Here is a 19049-nt window from a genome sequence, read left to right on the forward strand (position 1 = left end):
ACGCGCGCGGCCCGCTTCCTGCCCATGTGATCGAGCGCCGCAAGCCTCTCGACGGACACGCGATTCCTCTTATCCGCCCGTATCTAGTCGCGTACGAGCAGAGCATCGCCGCCGAGCAGGTGCGCCTCGTCCAGAGGGAGCGCCGCACCGCCGCCGCTCTCGCGAGCCTCGGCATCGACTACGACCAAACCCTCGCGCTCGCCACCGACACGGCTCAAGCCCTTCAACCGGCTTAGTTCGCCCGCCACTTCAACCAGGAGGCGCCATGCCTGAGCTCATCGCGAGCCCGTTCCTCGACGAGTACCTCGTCTTACGCCCGGGCGATTCCAGCGGCGTGAAGATCAAGGCGCATCACTACTTGGAGTTGCAGCAACGCGCGCAAACGGGCGCCCCCTTGCCCGCCTGGCTGCATAACGCCGCCCGCCGCCGATGGGGGCTTGACCTCGGCGACCGCCCGACGGGCGACTCGCTACTGATTCGCGACCCCTCGCCGTACGGACACGGCCGCGCCTCGTACGAGGTGAACAACGGGTGCAACTGGGCGTGCGATCACTGCGTGTACGGCGCCAAACGGCACGAGGGCCTCGCGTGGCCCGCTCGCGCGCGACTGCTGCGCATCCTCCGTGACGCCGGCGTGCTCTGGATCGAGCTCGGCGGCGGCGAGGCCACCATCGACAAGCACTTTCCAGAGACGTACGCGCTCTCCTACGACCTCGGCATGATGGTGGAGTTCCTCACGAACGGGTCGACGCTGCACCGCCCGGACATGCTCGACCTGCTCACCAATCGGCGCCCCTATCGCGTGACGCTCAGCGTCTACGGCGCCACCGAGGAGACGTTCGATCGCTTCACCAACCGGCGCGGCGCCTTCAAGAAGTTCATGCGTGGGTTGGCCGCAGCGCGCGAGGCCGGCCTGCCTCTGTCTCTCAGCGTGGTCATCACCGAGAAGAACGCGCACGAGGCGCCCGCCATGCGAGCACTCGCCGAACGGTTCGCCTCCCGCGTCCGCGAGTACACACACATGTCGCCCACCTTCACCGGTGACTCGGAACCGCTCGCGCAGCAGGCCCCCGAGTACCTGCACAACCGAACGCCTTTCACCGGATGCGACGCCGGCCACACGTCCTTGAACGTGAACCCTTTCGGTCTGGCGACCGTCTGCAAAGTCTCCCGCGACCATCCGATTCCACTCCTGAAAGAGGGGGTCGCGGGTCTTGCCCGGCTCGGGGGTATCTCCGACCGAGCGCTACAGCGTCACAGCGGTTGCAGTGGCTGCGCTCTACAGAAGACGTGCACCACCTGTATGCCGCTCGTGAACCTGTACCGCAAGGCCGGCTCGTCCCTGGACCGGTACTGCCAACACGCATGAAAAGGAGACAGCCATGGCACCGCCCGTAGCGACTGCGCCCCCCGCCGTCGCGTCCAAGCCCGTCCCCGTGCAGATCCTCGGCAGGCCCGAGGTCGACGACGAGATCGAACTCGTCGACGACCTCGACAACCTCGCCGGCAACGAGGTGATGCGCGGCTGCGGCAACGACAACCCGTACTAAGCCGAACCGCGTTCCGTGACACCGAGGCCGCCCGCCGCGCGCGGGCGGCCTCGCCCCTCTCCGAGCCCTACACTCCCGCCGTGGTGACCATGAGAATGCACTGGGAAGACCTTCCGCCCGCCACCCGCGCCGCCGTCGCCGCCCGAACGGGCCCCATCTACGCGACCACCAGCACCGACAAGGGGATGAACAGCGAGCTCGCCGCCACCCTCGACACCCGCGCCGGCCGCATCTTCGTCAAGGGACTGCGCTGCGACCACCCGCGCGTGTGGACGCAGCAGCGCGAGGCCACCATTAACCCTTACGTCGCCCCCCTCGCTCCGCGCTTGCTGTGGACGATCAACGATGGCGAGTGGAACCTGCTCGGATTCGAGCACCTCGACGGCCGCCCTGCCACATACGCCCCGGGCAGCGACGACCTGCCCCTCGTCGCCGAGGCAATCGTCACGCTCGCCGGCGTCCGTGCCCCCACCGACGTCGAGCTGAAACAGATCGAGCAGCGATTCGCCGACTACGTCGACCACCCCGACGACGCCGCACTGCTGCGCGGCGACACCGTTCTGCATACCGACTGGACACCGGACAACGTCTTGATCGTGGACAACGCCGCCCGCGTTGTCGATTGGGCATGGCCGACCCGCGGCGCCGCATGGATCGATGCCGCCTGTTGGGTGGTCTGGCTCGTCTCCGCCGGCCACACGCCCGAAGACGCCGAGCTATGGGCCGCTAAGACTCCGGCATGGTCCACCGCGCCGGCGCGCGCTCTCGATGTGTTCGCCACCGCGCAGCAACGACTCTGGGCCGGCATCGCCGCGGACTCCCCCGAGGTCGCGTGGAAACAAACGCTCGCCGACGCCGCGCAGCAGTGGCTCACCTACCGGCAAGCCTGACGAGGGGGCACGATGACCGACCCGACCATTCACCCGCACGAGACGCTCACCACCCCCGCCGGCGAGCGCGTACAGATCGACGAGGACATGTCGCCAATCGTCCGTGATCTGTGGCGCCTCGGCTACGCGACGAGCGCCTGCTGCCAAGACGTCGGCGAGGCGACCGCCGGCGTTCGAGAGAAGCGCACAGACCCGCTCGGCTACGGCGGCGACCCATTCATCGACTATCACCGCGGATGGGCACTGCTGAAACTTCCGATCCCGGACGCCATGCGCTTCGTGGCGATGCTCGCCGAGACACCGGCGTTCGGTGAACGAGTCCGCGACCGGTGGCGCCCCGGTTCATGGCGCATGAACGTGCCTCTCGAACCGGACGGATTCAGCGACGCTGCTCTGCTGCACTTCCCGAAACAGCAGGTCGCCGAACTTGCCGAAGTTCTACGCAAGCAGTGACCCGCTCTTGAACCTCCGCCCGTCGGTGCCTTCCCCCCGTGGGCCCGGCGGGCGGAGTCCTTCCCGGGTCACGCCTCGGCTGTCGCGCCCTCGTCGACGGCCCCGACGCCGAGGTGCCGGTGAAGGTCGTAACGGGTGACCTTGTACTGCCGACCGTGCCGCAGCACCCGGACCGGATAGCAGTTCCGCCGCGCGAGCGCGTAGCCGTTGGTTCGGCCAATCCCGAGCGCCCGGTTCGCCGTATCGAGCGTCACGGCCACAGGGAGGGACATCAACTCGTCATGCGTCATGTCGTGCGCCATCGCCCATCCTTTTCGCGTCGTCGATATGCACTGTGAACGGCGCAGATCGAACCATCAGTACGAACAAGTTAGCGAGACAGGATGACACTGCGCAATGCGCACTGCTAGCGTGTCGATATGCACAGTCATCCAACGGCAAGCGACGTCATCGCCGCACAGGTACGCCGCCACCGAAACCGCCTCGGACTAAACCGCGAACAGCTCGCCGAAGAGTGCGCACGCCTCGGCGCCGACGAACTCACGTACGCAGCCCTGACGAACATCGAAACCGGCCGACGAGGCAAGGACGGTAAGCGACGCCGCGAGGTGACCGTCGACGAGCTGCTCGTGCTCGGCATCGCCCTCGCCGTTCCTCCTCTCCTGCTGACGCTCCCGCTCGGAAGCGAGCAGGCCGTGCCTACGGCGCCAAACCGGGACCACCGCGACCCGTACACCGTGTGGAAGTGGTGGACAGGCGAGGAGACACCCACGCTCGGCGGGCCGCTCGATGGCCGCTACTTCCCCGAGGTCCAACCGATCGGCGAGAACGGCCCGAGGTGGTCCGCAGCATGGGCAACAGCGGCCTACCCGGCCTCGCTGTACCCCGAGTTCGAACGGCGCCGCCGCGAGGTCCAGAAAGCCCAGCAGCTCGCCGACGACCGGTCGACAGACAAGGAACGCAACGCCGCGGAGCAAACCGCGTACATCCAACGACTCGACGAACTCGCCCGGCACATCAACGACATGGCACGGGCGGGTCTGACCGTCCCCGATCTGCAAGCCGGCTGGATCGAGGACATGCGGGGGCTCGACATGCTCGACAACCCCGACGAACTCACACCGAAGGAAGACGACTGAGTGAACGGCTCGACGACGAAAGCCTGCTTCTGCCGCGACCGCAACAGCGGTAAGCCCTTGGGCAAGAAGTGCCCCAAGCTCACACAGCGCGCGCACGGCGTATGGAGCATCCGGCAGGAACTGCCGGCCGACGAGGAAGGTAACCGCCGCCTCTTCCGCCGGGCCGGTTACGAGACCAAGGAGAAGGCGCAGGGCGACCTCGACAAGGTGCGCGCTCTGCTGAACATCACCGACAAGCACGACACCGAGGGACGCCGCCGCATCGGCGACCTGCTCGTCACCATCATGGCGAGCAAGGAAGACATCCCGAACTACGAAGAGACGAAGCGGAAGTTTGCGACCGGCCAGTCACTGACGCAGCACACGACCGTCGGCGAATGGCTCGAACTCTGGCTCGCCGGAAAGAAGGCACTTCGCAAGAGCGGCAAAGACCGGTACGAGGTCGACATCAGGTGTCACCTGCTGCCCCGGATCGGGAACATACGGCTCGACCGCCTCACCGTGCCGCACCTCGACGCCATGTTCGAGGGCATCGCCGAGACAAACGTCGAGATCATCGACGCGAACCTGCTCCGCCGCACCGCGCTCGACGAGTTGAAGCGCATCGCCTGGAAGGGGCAGGAGAACCGCGCCCGCCGTAAGGCGATGAAAGAGACCATCGAGGCGATGCCGCCGTTCCGGCGCATCACCGGTCCCGCAACGCAGCAGCACATCAAGGCGACGCTACGCGCCGCACTGAACGCCGCCATCGCCCGCGGGATCATCACGTTCAATCCCGCCGCTTACGTCGAGTTGGTCGCAGCGAAGCGGCCCAAGGCTCTCGTATGGACTGACGAGCGTGTCGAGGCATGGCTGCGGACCGGCGAGAAGCCGTCCCCCGTCATGGTCTGGACTCCCGAACAGGCCGGCGCATACCTCGACTTCATGGCCTCGGATCGGCTGTACGGACTGTTCCACGTCATCACCTTCCGAGGGCTGCGCCGCGGCGAGGCGTGCGGCGTCCGCGACGAGGATTACGTGCACCTGTCCAAGTCCCTGACGATCGCCGTACAGCTCGTGCAGGACGGTTGGGACGTCGTCGAGAGCGCGCCGAAGACAGACAGCGGCGAGCGCATCGTGACCGTCGACGAGTACACCGACGAGGTACTGCTCGCAACCCGAGCGCAGCGCGAGGCCGAGCGCGCCGAGTGGGGCGAGGCATGGCAGGAGACCGGTCGGTTCTTCACCATGCCGGATGGCTCTTGGATTCACCCCGGTTGGCTCTCCGACTACTTCGAGCGCACCGTCGAGGCCGCCGGACTGCCCCCGATCAGGCTGCACGATCTGCGGCACGTCGCCGCCTCGCTCATGCTCGCCGCCGGCATCGACGTCAAGATCGTCTCGGAAACCCTCGGCCACAGTGACAGCCGGATCACGCGAGACATCTATCAGTCGGTCATGCCGAAAGTCGCCGCCGAGGCCGCCGAGGCAACCGCCGCCATGGTGCCGCGCGGCACCTCCCGACGCCCGGCACCGGAGCCGGACCCCGAGCCGACCGAGGTCGCCGTTCCCAACGTTGTTGAGGAACTTGTTCCGACCGATGGGCAAGCAATGGGCAAGCACGGGGGCGCGAAGATCATCGCGTTCCGGCCTCGCAAGGTCCCGGCATAAGAAAAACCCCAGGTCACGGCGAGTGAGTCCTAGGGTTCTTCCGGAGCCGCCTTCGGGATTCGAACCCGAGACCTACGCATTACGAGTGCGTTGCTCTGGCCAACTGAGCTAAGGCGGCGCTGCTGTGTGCACCATGGTGCGATCAGCGGCGCGGCCAAGTCTACACAGTTTCGGAGGGTGCTTCGTACCCGCCGGCGGGGATGGGCTCTGGGCAGGTCAGGAGCACTTCTTGGCGGCGGTGGGGGGTGTGCCCTCGACCAGGTAGGTGTTGATCGCGGTGTCGATGCAGTCGCTGCCCCGGCCGTACGCGGTGTGGCCGTCGCCGTTGTAGGTGAGGAGGGTGCCGGAGGATAGCTGGTCGGCCAGGGAACGGGCCCATTTGTAGGGCGTCGCGGGGTCGCGGGTGGTGCCGACGACGAGGATCGGGGCCGCGCCCTTGGCCTCGATGCGGTGCGGGGCTCCGGTGGCCTCGGTGGGCCAGTAGGCACAGTTCAGGGAGGCCCAGGCGAGGTTCCTGCCGAAGACCGGTGACGCCTTCTCGAAGGAGGGGAGAGCCTGGGTGACTTCCTTCGGACCGGTGAAGGCGGACGGCAGGTCCAGACAGTTCACCGCGGAGTTGGCGAACATCAGATTCTGGTACGCGCCGTCGCTGTCGCGCTCGTAGTACGAGTCGGCGAGAGCGAGCAGGGCCGCGCCGTCGCCGTCCATGGCGTTGGCCACGGCCTCGCGGAGCTGGGGCCAGCCTGACTCGTCGTACATCGACGCGATCACGCCGGTCGTGGCCAGGGACTCGCCCAGCTGTCGGGTCTCGCCGGTCGGTACGGGCTTGGCGTCCAGGTCCTTGAAGAACGCCTTCGTACGGGTCGCGACCTCGGCCGGCGACTTCGTGCCGAAGGGGCAGTCGGTCTGCTTGACGCAGTCCCGGGCGAAGGACTGGAAGGCGGTCTCAAAGCCGGCGGTCTGGTCGCGGTTGACCTCCCGGGACGGGAGGGACGGGTCCATCGCGCCGTCGAGGACAAGGCGGCCGGTGCGCTCGGGGAACAGCTCGGCGTAGGTCGCGCCGAGGAACGTGCCGTACGAGGCTCCTACGTACGAGAGTTTCTGGTCGCCGAGCACCGCACGGAAGATGTCCATGTCGCGGGCGGTCTCGACCGTGGAGACATGCGGCAGGATCGCGCCGGACTTCTTCTCGCAGCCGTCCGCGAACTTCTTGAAGGCTCCGGTCAGCCGCGCGGTCTCGGCCGGGTCGTCGGGGGTCTGGTCGACCTGGGTGTACGCGTCCATCTCGGGGCCGGTGAGGCACTCGACGGGCTCACTGCGGGCGACCCCGCGCGGGTCGATGGCCGCCATGTCGTACCGGGCGCGGACCGGCGCCGGGTAGCCGATGGCCGCGTAGCTCTGGAGGTAGCCGATGGCCGAGCCGCCGGGCCCGCCCGGGTTGACGAGGAGGGAGCCGAGGCGCTTGCCGGGGCCGGTGGCCTTCTTGCGGGACACCGCCAGGTCGATCTGTTTGCCGTCCGGCTTCGTGTAGTCCAGCGGTGCTTTCATCGTGGCGCACTGGAAGCCGGAGACCCCGCACGCGCGCCATTTGATCTTCTGGCCGTAGAACTTCTTCAAGGCCGCCGGATCGACGGAAGCGGAGCCCGAGCCCGTCGCGGAGCCGGCGCCCTCGTCCGACGAACCGGAGGGCGAGCTGCCGGAGCTGCATCCGGTGATCAGCAGACCGGCCGCCATGAACGCGGCGGAGAGACGGAACAGGCGCCTGGATTCCATCCAGGGAGCCTAGCCGCCCCGCCTCGTCCACCGTGGGTCCGCGCTCGTACGGGTGAGTCCCGTACACGTGAGTCCCAGCCGGCCCGTCCTGGCCGGAGCGGCCCGCCCGGCCGTGCGGTGGATCCGGCCACTGCGTGCGGTGGTTCCCGTCCCGCAGTCGGGCGCGGCGGCGACGCTCGGCCCCGATCAGCTTCAGCCCCCGGCCCCGCCCCCAGCCCGTCGTTCGAGCCTCCGGCCCCCGTCAGCCCGCTCTCAGCGACACCGCCATCGCCTCCACCGCCAGCAGCGGCGCCACATTGCGGTCCAGCGCCTGGCGGCACGCGCCGATGGCCTCTATCCGGCGCAGTGTCCGCTCCGGCGTGGAATCCCGGGCGATCCGCTCCAGCGCGTCCCGTACATCGCCGTTGGCGAGCGCCACCCGCGAGCCGAGCTGGAGGGCGAGCACGTCCCGGTAGAACCCGGTCAGGTCGGTGAGGGCCAGATCGAGGCTGTCCCGCTGGGTACGGGTGGAGCGGCGCTTCTGCCGGTCGGCCAACTCCTTCATCACTCCCGCCGTGCCCCGGGGCATCCGACCGCCGGCCGAGGCTCCGAGAGCGGCCCTCATGTCCTCCGTCTCCTTGGCGTCGACGTCCTCCGCGACCTGCTTGGCGTCCTCGGTGGCCGCGTCGATCAGCTCCTGCGCCGCCTTCAGGCAGCCCCCGATGTCGGCCACGCGCAGCGGCATCTTGAGCACCGTGGCCCGCCGGGCCCTGGCCCGTTCGTCGGTGGCGAGGCGGCGGGCCCTGCCGATGTGTCCCTGGGTGGCCTGGGCGGCGGCCTGCGCGGCGGCGGGCTCGATCCCGTCGCGTCTGATCAGGACATCGGCGACGGCCGCGACGGGCGGGGTGCGCAGGACGAGATGGCGGCAGCGGGAGCGGATCGTGGGCAGGACGTCCTCAAGGGAGGGCGCGCAGAGCAGCCAGACCGTACGGGGGGCGGGCTCCTCCACCGCCTTCAGCAGGACATTGCCCGCGCCCTCGGTGAGGCGGTCGGCGTCCTCCATCACGATGACCTGCCAGCGGCCCACCGCCGGGGAGAGCTGGGCGCGGCGGACCAGCTCACGGGTCTCCTTGACGCCGATGGAGAGCAGGTCCGTACGGATCACCTCGACGTCGGCGTGCGTGCCGATCAGGCTCGTGTGGCAGCCGTCGCAGAACCCGCATCCCGGCTCGCCGCCCAGCGCCCGGTCCGGGCTGGTGCACTGGAGGGCGGCGGCGAAGGCCCGCGCGGCGGTGGATCGGCCCGACCCCGGCGGTCCGGTGAACAGCCAGGCGTGCGTCATCTTGGACGCCTCGGGCGGTGCGGTCCCCGTGGCGTCGGCGGTCACGAGCGCGTCGGCGTCGCGGGCCGCCGCGGCGAGCGCGACGTGCACGCGGTCCTGTCCGACCAGTTCGTCCCATACGGTCATGCGCCGTCACCGCCCCGTGCCTGTCGTGTCGTGTCATGTCATTTGCGTCGTGTCATGTGCGTCGTGTCGTGCCGTGCAGCTTGTCCATGCGTGGCGCCGCGCCGTGCGTGTCGTACGCGTCTTGCCGTGTACGTCGTGCAGGTGCCGTGCGTACCGTCCCGAGCCCCGTCGCCCGGACCCGCCGCCGGATTCCATTGTGGGGCCGGGGTCTGACATCCCGGCCCCACTGGCAACAACACGCCACACCAGTTCGACCGCGGACGTGCGGTCGAACGGCCTGTTCTCAGCGGCGGCGACCGCCCCTGCCGTTCTCGTCCTCGTCGCGCGAGCCGAGCAGTTCGTCGGCCAGAGTCGGGAGGTCGTCCAGCGGGGTCTCCTCCGCCCAGTCGGAACGCCGACGCGGCCGCTCACGCTCCGGCTCCCGCCCCGGCCCGGCCTCCGGGTCGAACTGCGGCAGTTCCCGCGTCCGCTCGTTGCCGCTCTCGGCGGGCGCCGGGCGGCCCTCGTCGCGGAAGAAGCCACGCGGCACCCGGTCCGCCGGATCGGAGTTCCGTACGGGCGGAAGCACGGCGGTCTCATCCGCAGCGCGAGAGTCCCAGGAACCACGTGCGTCCCGAGCGTCCCGGGCATCCCGCGGGCCCTGCTCGCCCCTCGGCCCCCGCGCGTCCTGACCGCCCCGGCCGTCCTGACCACCTCGACGGTCCCGACCGTCACGACCGCCCCGATCGTCCCGACCGTCCCGACCGTCACGACCGCCCCGATCGTCCGACCGGCCGCCGTCCCGCGGCCCGTCGTCCCGTACCGGCGGAAGCACCGTCGTCTCGGCGGCGTCGGAGGCACCCGCACCGTCACCCGACCGCGGCTCACCCTGCGGTCCCTGCGGTCCCTGCGGTCGCAGGTTCTCCGGACGTACCGCCGGAACCTCCTGCGTCACATCGTCCGGGGCCACCGTCCGCTTCCGGACGACCGGCGTGGGCACGGTCAGCTCGTTCGGCGAGTGGGCCGGCGGCTCCGGGTGGCGCGAGGACTCCTGAGCACTCGCCTCCGCGGCGGCGGCGGCGGCAGCGGCCGCCTCCTCGGCGACCCGCCGCGCCTCTTCCGCCCTGAGCAGGGCCTCCTCCGCCTTGCGCTGCTTCTCGCGGCGTCGCTCCTCGGCCTCCGCGCGAAGCCTGGCCTCTTCCTGGGCCTGCTTCCGCAGCCGTTCCTGCTCCGCCTCGTACGCCCGTTCCTCGGCCTCGCGGCGCTTGCGCTCCTCCTCGGCCTTCCTGCGCTCCTCCTCGGCGCGCAGCCTGGCCTCCTCCGCCTGCCGCTCGGCCTCGCGCTGCCTGGCCTCCTCCAGCTCCCGGCGCTTGCGCTCCTCCTCCTCGGCACGCAGCTTGGCGAGCTGCGCCTCGCGCTCCCGCGCCAGCCGCTCCTCCTCCGCCTTGCGCGCCGCCTCTTCCTCGGCCTTGCGCCGGGCCTCCTCGATGGCGGCCCTGCGCGCCTCCTCCCGGGCCCGTACCTCGGCCTCGGAGAGCGGCAGCAGCTGGTCGAGCCGGTGTCGTACGACCGTGGTGATCTCCTCCGGCTGCTGGCCGGCGTCCACGACGAGATAGCGCGACGGGTCGGCGGCGGCCAGGGTGAGGAAGCCGGTGCGCACCCGCTGATGGAACTCGGTGGGCTCGGACTCCAGCCGGTCGGGCGCCTCCGTGAAGCGCTCGCGCGCCGCCTCCGGGGAGACGTCCAGCAGTACGGTCAGATTCGGTACGAGCCCGTCCGTCGCCCAGCGCGAGATACGGGCGATCTCGGTCGGCGAGAGATCGCGGCCCGCGCCCTGGTAGGCCACGGACGAGTCGATGTAACGGTCCGAGATGACGATCGCACCGCGCTCCAGGGCGGGCCGCACGACCGAGTCGACGTGCTCGGCCCGGTCCGCCGCGTACAGCAGTGCCTCGGCGCGGTTCGACAGACCCGCGCTGGACACATCCAGCAGGATCGAGCGGAGCCGCTTGCCGACCGGTGTGGCGCCCGGCTCGCGCGTGACGACCACTTCGTGCCCCTTGGCGCGGATCCACGCCGCCAGCGCCTCGACCTGGGTGGTCTTGCCGGCGCCGTCCCCGCCCTCCAACGCGAGGAAGAAGCCCGTCCCGGACGGGACCTGGACCGGATCGGCGCCGCCCCGCAGCGCGTCGCCCAGGTCCCGCCGCAGCGGCACACCGGACCGGTCGTCCGTCTTGGCGAGGACCACCGCAGCGAGCGGCAGCAGCAGCGCGCCGACCAGCATCAGTGTGAAGGCGGCTCCGTCGTGGGCGAAGACGAAGGTGCCGCTCGCGAGACGGTGCGGGCCGATGGCCGCGGCGAGGAGCGGGGCGACGACCACGCCGAGTCCGATGAAGACCCTGACCACGGCGTGCAGGTGTTCGGTGACCCGCCGACGGCGGGGCTCCTCGACCTCCACATCGATGAGGGAGTGACCGGTATTCGCCACGACACCGGCGGTGAAACCGGTGAACAGCGCGAGGAGCAGCACCGTCGCCGTGTCGGGCACGAGCCCCATGGCCAGCAGCGCGACACCGGTGACGGCGATCGACAGCGCGAACAGCCGGCGCCGGGAGAGTGCGGGCAGCACCTTGGCGGCGTTGCGGATGCCGAGCCCCGTACCGCCGGTCAGCGCGAGTACGAGGAGGGCGAAGGCGACGGGACCGCCGCCGAGGTCCTTGGCCTGGAGCACGGATACGGCCACGGCCGAAGCGACGGCCGCCGCGATGGCGGCGCAGGCCAGCACGAGCAGCGGCACCGCGCCCGTACGGCCCTTGTCCCCGGCGCGGTCGGCGGCGGCGCCACCGGGGCCCCGCAGCCCTTCGAGCGGGGAGCGCGGCCGGGGCGTGTGCCCGTCGGGAAGCTCAAGGAAGTACAGCGTGGAGACGGAGGCGGCGAACAGCCCTGCCGCGACGTAGGACCCCAGGGCCGCCTGGTGCAGCGAGAACCAGCCGATGCCCGTGCCCAGCAGATTGCCGATCAGGGTGGCGACGAGCAGGACCGTGGCCGCCGCGGGCACCGCCAGGAACGTCGTGCGCAGGGAGAGCTTGCGCAGCGCGTCGAGGTGGTCGGGCAGCGGGCGGACCGCCGCGCCCTCCAGAGGAGGCGCGGGAAGCAGGGCCGGCGCGGCGCTCTCCTTGGCGACCGTCCAGAAGCGTTCGGCGACGCCGAGGACGAAGACGGTGCTGAGGAGGATCGGAAGCGCGCGCTCCGGCGTCCAGTCGAGCCACAGCGGCGCGACGATGAGCAGACCGAGCCGGAGTACGTCCGCGACGATCATCGTCCAGCGCCGGTCCAGCGGACCGCCGTCCCGCTCCGGCTTCGCGGGCTTGCCAGGAGCGGCCGTGGCGCCGGAGAGGTCCGGTTCGCCGTGGGCTCCCGAAGCCGCCTTCTCCGCCGGGGCGGCGGACTTCACCAGCCGTACCGGCCGGCCGGGGCGGTTACCGCTGCCGGGCGCGACCAGCGCCGACAGCGGACCCAGGAGCACCGCCCCGAACAGCAGCGTGGCGAGGATCCGGGCGCCGAACACGGCGGCGACGGCGAACGCCGCACCCCGGTATCCAGCACCGAACGAGCCCTCGGCGATCGCCGCCTGCAACGACAACAGCAGAAGCACGAGTACGGCGAGTACGTCGCCGGTTCCGCCGGCGAACTGGGCGCCCCACAGCCGCCGCAGCGGGGGAAGGCGCAACAGAGATCGTACGGCGCGCTCTCGTGAGTCTGCGGCAAGTGCGTCGGAGTCGGAGGTGGGGCTCACGACCGTTGGCTGCTCGGCTCGCGTCATCCGCCCAGCCTATCCGGCCCCACTGACTCCCCGACGCCCCCGTCCGAACATACGAACGTGTGACGCGGCGGACGGGCACAGAAGACGGACGCGGGAGACGGAGGCGGGAGGCGGGCCGGTCGACGCGTACCGACGACAACGGGACGAGGCCCGGCGCGGTGCCGGGCCTCGTCCCGTTGTCGTCAATCCCCACGCTCCGCGTGGGCTCCGTCCTCAGCCTTCCGATCCACTGGCACCGGCCCCTGTCCCCGGATCCGGCCGGATCAGCAGAAGAGTCCCTAACCCTCGGCCTTCGCCGCCGACGACTTGGCCGTGGTCTTCTTCGCCGTCGCCGTCTTGGCCGACCCGGATGTCGTCTTCTTCGCGGCGGTCTTCTTCGCCGTCGTGGTCTTCGTTGTCGTGGTCTTCGCCGTCGCCGTCTTCTTGGCCGCGGTCTTCTTCGCCGGAGCCTTCTTCGCGGGCGCCTTCTTCGCCGCCTTCTTGGCGGTCTTCTTGGCCGGGCCCTTCGCCCGCTTCTCCGCGAGCAGCTCGTAACCCCGCTCCGGAGTGATCGTCTCGACGCTGTCGTCGGTCCGCAGCGTCGCGTTCGTCTCGCCGTCCGTGACGTACGGGCCGAAGCGGCCGTCCTTCACCACGACGGGACGCTCGCTCACCGGGTCCGTACCGAGTTCCTTCAGCGGCGGCTTGGCCGCCGCGCGCCCGCGCTGCTTGGGCTGGGCGTAGATCGCCAGCGCCTCGTCCAGCGTGATGTCGAAGAGCTGGTCCTCGGTCGTCAGCGACCGCGAATCGGTGCCCTTCTTCAGATACGGGCCGTACCGGCCGTTCTGCGCGGTGATCTCGACGCCTTCCGCGTCCTTGCCCACCACACGCGGCAGCGACATCAGCTTGAGCGCGTCGGCGAGCGTGACCGTGTCCAGGCTCATCGACTTGAACAGCGAGGCGGTACGGGGCTTGACCGCGTTCTTGCCGGTCTTCGGTGTGCCGTCCGGCAGGACCTCGGTCACGTACGGGCCGTACCGGCCGTCCTTGGCCACGATCTGGTGGCCGCTCTCCGGGTCGGTGCCCAGCTCGAAGTCGCCGCTCGGCTTGGCGAGCAGCTCCTCCGCGTACTCCACCGTCAGCTCGTCGGGGGCCAGCTCCTCGGGCACATCGGCCCGCTGGTGGCCCTCCTCGTCCTTCTCACCGCGCTCGACGTACGGGCCGTAGCGCCCGACGCGGAGCATGATCCCGTCCCCGACGGGGAACGAGGAGATCTCCTTGGCGTCGATCGCGCCGAGGTCCGTGACGAGTTCCTTGAGTCCGCCGAGGTGGTCGCCGTCGCCGTTGCCCGCGCTCGAAGCGGCGCCCGCGCGGTCGTCGCCCTCACCGAAGTAGAAGCGCCTCAGCCACGGCACGGCCTGGGCCTCGCCCTGGGCGATCCGGTCGAGGTCGTCCTCCATCTTGGCCGTGAAGTCGTAGTCGACGAGCCGGCCGAAGTGGGTCTCCAGCAGGTTGACCACGGCGAAGGAGAGGAAGGACGGGACGAGGGCCGTGCCCTTCTTGAAGACGTAGCCGCGGTCGAGGATGGTGCCGATGATCGAGGCGTAGGTCGACGGACGGCCGATCTCGCGCTCTTCCAACTCCTTGACCAGCGAGGCTTCGGTGTAACGGGCAGGCGGCTTGGTGGCGTGCCCGTCGACCGACATCTCCTCGGCCGAGAGCGCGTCGCCCTCGGCGACCTGCGGCAGCCTGCGCTCACGGTCGTCCAGCTCGGCGTTCGGGTCGTCGGCGCCCTCGACATACGCCTTCATGAAGCCGTGGAAGGTGATCGTCTTGCCGGAGGCGGAGAATTCCGCGTCCCGGCCGTCGCTCGACGTGCCGCCGATCCTGACGGTGACGCTGTTGCCGACCGCGTCCTTCATCTGGGAGGCGACGGTCCGCTTCCAGATCAGTTCGTACAGCCGGAACTGGTCGCCGCTCAGCCCGGTCTCGGCGGGCGTGCGGAAGCGGTCGCCCGAGGGACGGATCGCCTCGTGCGCCTCCTGCGCGTTCTTGACCTTCCCGGCGTAGGTGCGCGGCTTGTCCGGCAGGTAGCTCGCGCCGTACAACTGCGTGACCTGCGCACGGGCGGCCGAGACAGCGGTGTCGGAGAGAGTCGTGGAGTCCGTACGCATGTACGTGATGAAGCCGTTCTCGTACAGCTTCTGCGCGACCTGCATCGTGGACTTCGCGCCGAAGCCCAGCTTGCGCGACGCCTCCTGCTGGAGGGTGGTCGTGCGGAAGGGCGCGTACGGGGAGCGGCGGTACGGCTTGGACTCGACCGAGCGGACGGCGAACGAGGCGTCCGCCAGCGCGGTCGCCAGAGCCCGCGCGTTCTCCTCGTCCAGATGCAGCACCTGGTCGGACTTGAGCCGGCCGTCGGGACCGAAGTCCCGGCCCTGGGCGACACGCCGGCCGTCGACCGAGTTCAGGCGGGCGACCAGCGAGGACGGATCGGAGGCGTCGCCCGCGCGGCCGGTGGAGAACGTGCCGGTCAGGTCCCAGTACTCGGCGGAACGGAACGCGATGCGCTCGCGCTCACGCTCGACGACGAGACGGGTCGCGACGGACTGGACACGGCCGGCGGAGAGGCCGCGCATGACCTTCTTCCACAGGACCGGCGAGACCTCGTATCCGTACAGCCGGTCGAGGATGCGCCGGGTCTCCTGGGCGTCGACCATCCGCGTGTTCAGCTCACGCGGATTGGCGACGGCGGCTCTGATCGCGTCCTTGGTGATCTCGTGGAAGACCATCCGGTGGACCGGGACCTTGGGCTTGAGCACTTCCTGGAGGTGCCACGCGATGGCTTCGCCCTCGCGGTCCTCATCGGTGGCGAGGTACAGCTCGTCGGACTCGGCCAGCAGCTCCTTGAGCTTTCTGACCTGGGACTTCTTGTCGGCGTTGACGACGTAGATCGGCTGGAAGTCGTTCTCGACATCCACGCCGAGCCGACGCACCTCGCCCGTGTACTTCTCGGGCACCTCGGCGGCCCCGTTGGGGAGGTCACGGATGTGCCCGACGCTCGCCTCGACGACATAGCCAGGGCCGAGGTAGCCCTTGATCGTCTTCGCCTTGGCGGGCGACTCGACGATGACGAGTCGACGGCCGCCGTGTGCGGTCTCGCTGGTCGGGGACAACTTCGCTCTTCTCTCCGGTCGACGCTCGGTGGGCCCGTACGGGAGTACGGCAGTGCGGTACGGCGGGCCGCGGACGGCCCGGCGGTGACGCTGCTTCGCTGCGGAGTGTGACGGTACAACCCGCCCCCGTGTCAAACGGCAAAAGCCCGCAGCGGCCACTCGAACGGTAACCCGACTCCGGACGTTCCCGCCGCCCGGACCCCCGTGCCCGTCGCGTCGCACCGTTCGGCGGGCGATTCCGGGCAGGGGCGCCGAGGCGGTCGGCGGAACGGGCCGTCCGGCCGGTCCCGCGCGGGTCCGGCCCAGGTCCTGCCCAGGTCCGGGACCCTGTCGGCGCCGCCGGGCCGGGCGGTTCGATCATGGTCGGGAGGGTTCCGGTACGGCTCGGGGGACGTGTGGATCACATACGTCCGAAGCACCAAGCGCCGAGGGCGAGAAAGACCACGCCCGAGAGTGTCGCGCAGACGAGGGAGACCGAGAGCCGGACCCCGAGGGCCACCGGCTCGCGGCGGACGACGCGGGCTCCTGTCCACAGCAGTAGCCCCGCGCCGAACAGCGCGAAGGTCGTTCCCGCGAAGATCGCCGGCCCGTTCTCCATCGTCCCGCCCCGTCCTTCCGCGACGCCCGCTCCGGGGCGCCGAGACCCTGAAGGCCGAGGCTGGCACGCCGGGGCGGCACCGGCGCGAACTCCGGGTGAACGACGTACGCGGGTCGCCCCGCCACGCGGCCGTCCGCGCCACGTGCCCCCGGCGGGCGCTCCGGCCGCGGCGCGGCTGCCGGTGTCGGAGCCGCGCCGGCCCCCTTCGTCAGCGCGGCTCCGACACCGGCACCGGCTCCAGGAAGCCCTCCTCCACCAGCAGCCGGATCGCCTGTGGCGTACGGTCGCGGAGCAGCACCGGGTCCTCCCCCGTCAGCTGCGCGATCGCGTCCAGAATCCGTCCGGCGCTCAGGGTCCCGTCGCAGACTCCGGCGAACCCCGCCGCCACGGTGTCGACCTTGGTCGCCCGGCGCATGCCACGGTTCTGACGGAGCACCACATGCTCCGGGTCCTCGGCGCCCGGGAGCCCGACCTGCTCCTGGACCACCTCGGGTGCCAGCGTGAAACGGCCGGCGAGGAGTGCGGCGTCGTCGTGCGTCCGCAGATACTCCTGCCGCTCGAAATGCGCCCGAACGGTCGCGCCGAGCGGCTGCTCCACCGGGTGGGGCCACTCCTCCACCACGACCGAGGGCCGCTCGCTGTCCGATTTCCTGAGCGTGATCCAGCCGAAGCCCACCGCCTTGGTGTCGCGCGCCTCGAACTCGTCCAGCCAGGCTTCGTACCGCGCGGCGTACGACCGGGGGTCGTCGCGATGGTCGCCGCTGTCGCGCAGCCACAGCTCGGCGTACTGCGTGACGTCCTGGACCTCGCGCTGCACGATCCAGGCGTCGCAGCCGCGTGGCACCCAGGAGCGCAGCCGGTCCTGCCACTCCTCGCCCTCCACGTGCTGCCAGTTGGCGAGGAAGTGGGCGAACCCGCCGCTGCTCAGCCGCTCGCCGGCCTGCTGGACGAGCGTGCGGCACAGATCGTCGCCGCCCATCCCGCCGTCGCGGTAGGTGAGCCGGGCGCCCGGAGAGATCACGAACGGCGGGTTGGAGACGATCAGGTCGTACGACTCGTCCGCCACCGGCTCGAACAGCGAGCCCTCCCGCAGCTCGGCGGGCGCCGCCTCGGAGAGGGCGAGGGTCAGCCGGGTGAAGCCCAGCGCCCGCGGGTTGAGGTCGGTGGCGGTGACCCGGGTGGCGTGCTGCGCGGCGTGCAGCGCCTGGATGCCGGAGCCGGCGCCGAGGTCCAGCGCGCTGCTCACCGGTGTGCGGACCGTGAGCCCCGCCAGGGTCGTGGAGGCGCCGCCGACACCGAGCACCACGCCCTCGCCGTGGCCGCTCGCGCCCGAGGCGCCGCCGACGGAGCAGCCCAGATCGGAGACGATGAACCAGTCCTGCCCCTCGGGTCCGCCGTACGGCCGTACGTCGACCGTCGCACGAACCTCCTCGCCGTCCCGTACGACCCAGCCGTCGGCCAGCGCCTCGTCCAGCGGGAGCGCGGCGTCCGCCGCCGCGTGCGGGACGGAGCCCTGGAGGAGGAAGAGGCGTACGAGCGTTTCGAGCGGGGTGTCGCCGCGGGTGGCGCGCAGCGCGGGCACGGTCTCGCTGCGGGCGAGCGCGGCGTAGGCGGAGGCGCCGAGCAGGTCCAGCAGACCGTCGGCGGTGAAGTCGGCGGCGAGCAGGGCCGCACGGAGTCGGGGCGAGTGGTCGGACGCGGGAAGGCTGGTCGTACTCACCCGTCCATTGTGGCCGCTCCCACTGACAACGGCTCGCGGCCCGGCCCCCGATTCGGGGGCCGGGCCGCGTATGTCACCTTCGGAGCTGTCCGCCGACGCCCTGGTCCGGGCGGCGGCGGCGCGGTACGGCGGTCACGCGCGCGGCGGTACGGCGCCGTGCGATGCCGAGCGACGCCCTGCGCGATGCTGTTCGACGCCCTGCGCGATGCCGTGCGACGCGAGGGAGCGGGATGCGATGCGGCGGAGGCGGGAGGAATCCGTCAGGACTCGCTGCCGGCCGCCGTCGGAGCGCTGGAGGCTCCTGTGGAGGCCGACGGCTTCTGGCAGCCGGGCTGCCGGGCCATGGCCTTGCCGACATCACCCGACTGAAGTCGCTGGAGGGCCTGGTCGCCGCTCTCGCTGAGCTTCTCCAACTCGTCCGCGACACCCTTGAGACCGTCGGCGAACTTCGCCTGGTCCTTGGTGTCGAGCGCGTCGACCTTGGACTTGAGGCCGGCGTACGCCGTCGAGGTGGTGTTCAGCTCCTTGACGGCCTCCTGCTGGGTCTTCTCGCCCTCGTCGCCGGGCGGGGCACCCGCGCTGTCCACGGCGGTGCCCAGCGCCTTGTACGCCTGGGAAATCGACTGGAAGGCGGCGGAATCGGTCTGCTGGACCTCGGCGGGCTTGCTGCGGTCCGAGGTGGCCTCCTGAATGGAGGTGTTGGCACTCGCGATCTTCGTCAGCTGCGGCTGAACCTGATCACACACCTTCTTGGCCCAGTCGTTCACCTTGCTGTCAGTGTCGTCGCCACCGCCGCAGCCGGACAGCGCCATGAGCAGTACCGCACCGCCGGACAGCGCGGCTACAAGCTTCTTGTTCACCGGATGGGTCCC

The 19049-nt window shown here is 70.5% G+C and carries 15 protein-coding genes and 1 tRNA gene; 7 read left to right on the forward strand and 9 right to left on the reverse strand.

What is annotated here, in order from left to right; translation table 11 throughout:
- The first annotated feature begins 26 nt into the window (after positions 1-26).
- The 5 genes from ACFY6S_RS26465 (at position 27) to ACFY6S_RS26485 (ending at position 2893) form a co-directional block, all read left to right on the forward strand.
- Entirely contained in the window at positions 27-236 is a 210-nt protein-coding gene (locus tag ACFY6S_RS26465; protein WP_388827263.1) for a hypothetical protein, read from the forward strand.
- Between the two features lie 29 nt (positions 237-265).
- Positions 266-1369, forward strand: a complete 1104-nt coding sequence (locus ACFY6S_RS26470; protein WP_388827260.1) for a radical SAM protein — start codon at positions 266-268, stop codon at positions 1367-1369.
- A 13-nt stretch (positions 1370-1382) separates the two neighbouring features.
- Positions 1383-1550, forward strand: a complete 168-nt coding sequence (locus ACFY6S_RS26475; RefSeq protein WP_311609783.1) for a hypothetical protein — start codon at positions 1383-1385, stop codon at positions 1548-1550.
- An 89-nt stretch (positions 1551-1639) separates the two neighbouring features.
- Positions 1640-2440 (forward strand): aminoglycoside phosphotransferase, encoded by an 801-nt coding sequence (locus ACFY6S_RS26480; RefSeq protein ID WP_388827756.1) that lies wholly within the window; start codon positions 1640-1642, stop codon positions 2438-2440.
- Between the two features lie 12 nt (positions 2441-2452).
- A complete protein-coding gene (locus ACFY6S_RS26485; protein WP_388827256.1) occupies positions 2453-2893 on the forward strand; it encodes a hypothetical protein in 441 nt (146 codons plus the stop codon).
- Between the two features lie 68 nt (positions 2894-2961).
- Here the strand turns inward: ACFY6S_RS26485 and ACFY6S_RS26490 are convergent, their stop codons facing one another.
- Entirely contained in the window at positions 2962-3195 is a 234-nt protein-coding gene (locus tag ACFY6S_RS26490) for an integrase (RefSeq protein WP_388827253.1), read from the reverse strand.
- Positions 3196-3312: 117 nt separating this feature from the next.
- Here ACFY6S_RS26490 and ACFY6S_RS26495 point away from each other — a divergent pair, with 117 nt between their 5' ends.
- Together ACFY6S_RS26495 and ACFY6S_RS26500 are read left to right on the forward strand one after the other, a co-directional pair.
- Positions 3313-4032 (forward strand): hypothetical protein, encoded by a 720-nt coding sequence (locus tag ACFY6S_RS26495; RefSeq protein ID WP_388827250.1) that lies wholly within the window; start codon positions 3313-3315, stop codon positions 4030-4032.
- Positions 4033-5682, forward strand: coding sequence for a tyrosine-type recombinase/integrase (locus tag ACFY6S_RS26500; RefSeq protein WP_388827247.1), 1650 nt, complete (start codon positions 4033-4035; stop codon positions 5680-5682).
- A 44-nt stretch (positions 5683-5726) separates the two neighbouring features.
- Here the strand turns inward: ACFY6S_RS26500 and ACFY6S_RS26505 are convergent.
- From ACFY6S_RS26505 to ACFY6S_RS26540, 8 genes are all read right to left on the reverse strand, one after another.
- A tRNA-Thr gene (locus tag ACFY6S_RS26505) sits at positions 5727-5800 on the reverse strand.
- A gap of 98 nt (positions 5801-5898) precedes the next feature.
- Positions 5899-7455 (reverse strand): alpha/beta hydrolase, encoded by a 1557-nt coding sequence (locus ACFY6S_RS26510; protein WP_388827244.1) that lies wholly within the window; start codon positions 7453-7455, stop codon positions 5899-5901.
- A 241-nt stretch (positions 7456-7696) separates the two neighbouring features.
- Positions 7697-8902 carry a DNA polymerase III subunit delta' gene (locus tag ACFY6S_RS26515; RefSeq protein ID WP_388827241.1) on the reverse strand — a complete coding sequence of 402 codons (1206 nt, stop codon included), beginning with the start codon at positions 8900-8902 and terminating at the stop codon, positions 7697-7699.
- Between the two features lie 283 nt (positions 8903-9185).
- A complete protein-coding gene (gene tmk / locus ACFY6S_RS26520; protein ID WP_388827238.1) occupies positions 9186-12704 on the reverse strand; it encodes a dTMP kinase in 3519 nt (1172 codons plus the stop codon).
- Positions 12705-12982: 278 nt separating this feature from the next.
- Positions 12983-15859 carry a type I DNA topoisomerase gene (gene topA / locus ACFY6S_RS26525; RefSeq protein ID WP_388827235.1) on the reverse strand — a complete coding sequence of 959 codons (2877 nt, stop codon included), beginning with the start codon at positions 15857-15859 and terminating at the stop codon, positions 12983-12985.
- A 400-nt stretch (positions 15860-16259) separates the two neighbouring features.
- On the reverse strand, positions 16260-16457 hold the full coding sequence (locus ACFY6S_RS26530; protein WP_388827232.1) for a hypothetical protein: 198 nt from the start codon (positions 16455-16457) through the stop codon (positions 16260-16262).
- A 208-nt stretch (positions 16458-16665) separates the two neighbouring features.
- Positions 16666-18177, reverse strand: coding sequence for a methyltransferase (locus ACFY6S_RS26535; protein WP_388827228.1), 1512 nt, complete (start codon positions 18175-18177; stop codon positions 16666-16668).
- A gap of 260 nt (positions 18178-18437) precedes the next feature.
- The gene (locus ACFY6S_RS26540) at positions 18438-19037 is read right to left on the reverse strand and encodes a small secreted protein (protein ID WP_388827225.1); all 600 of its coding nucleotides are present in this window, start codon (positions 19035-19037) and stop codon (positions 18438-18440) included.
- Positions 19038-19049 lie beyond the last annotated feature (12 nt).

The organism is Streptomyces sp. NPDC012835, assembly GCF_042900885.1.
Classification (GTDB): domain Bacteria; phylum Actinomycetota; class Actinomycetes; order Streptomycetales; family Streptomycetaceae; genus Streptomyces.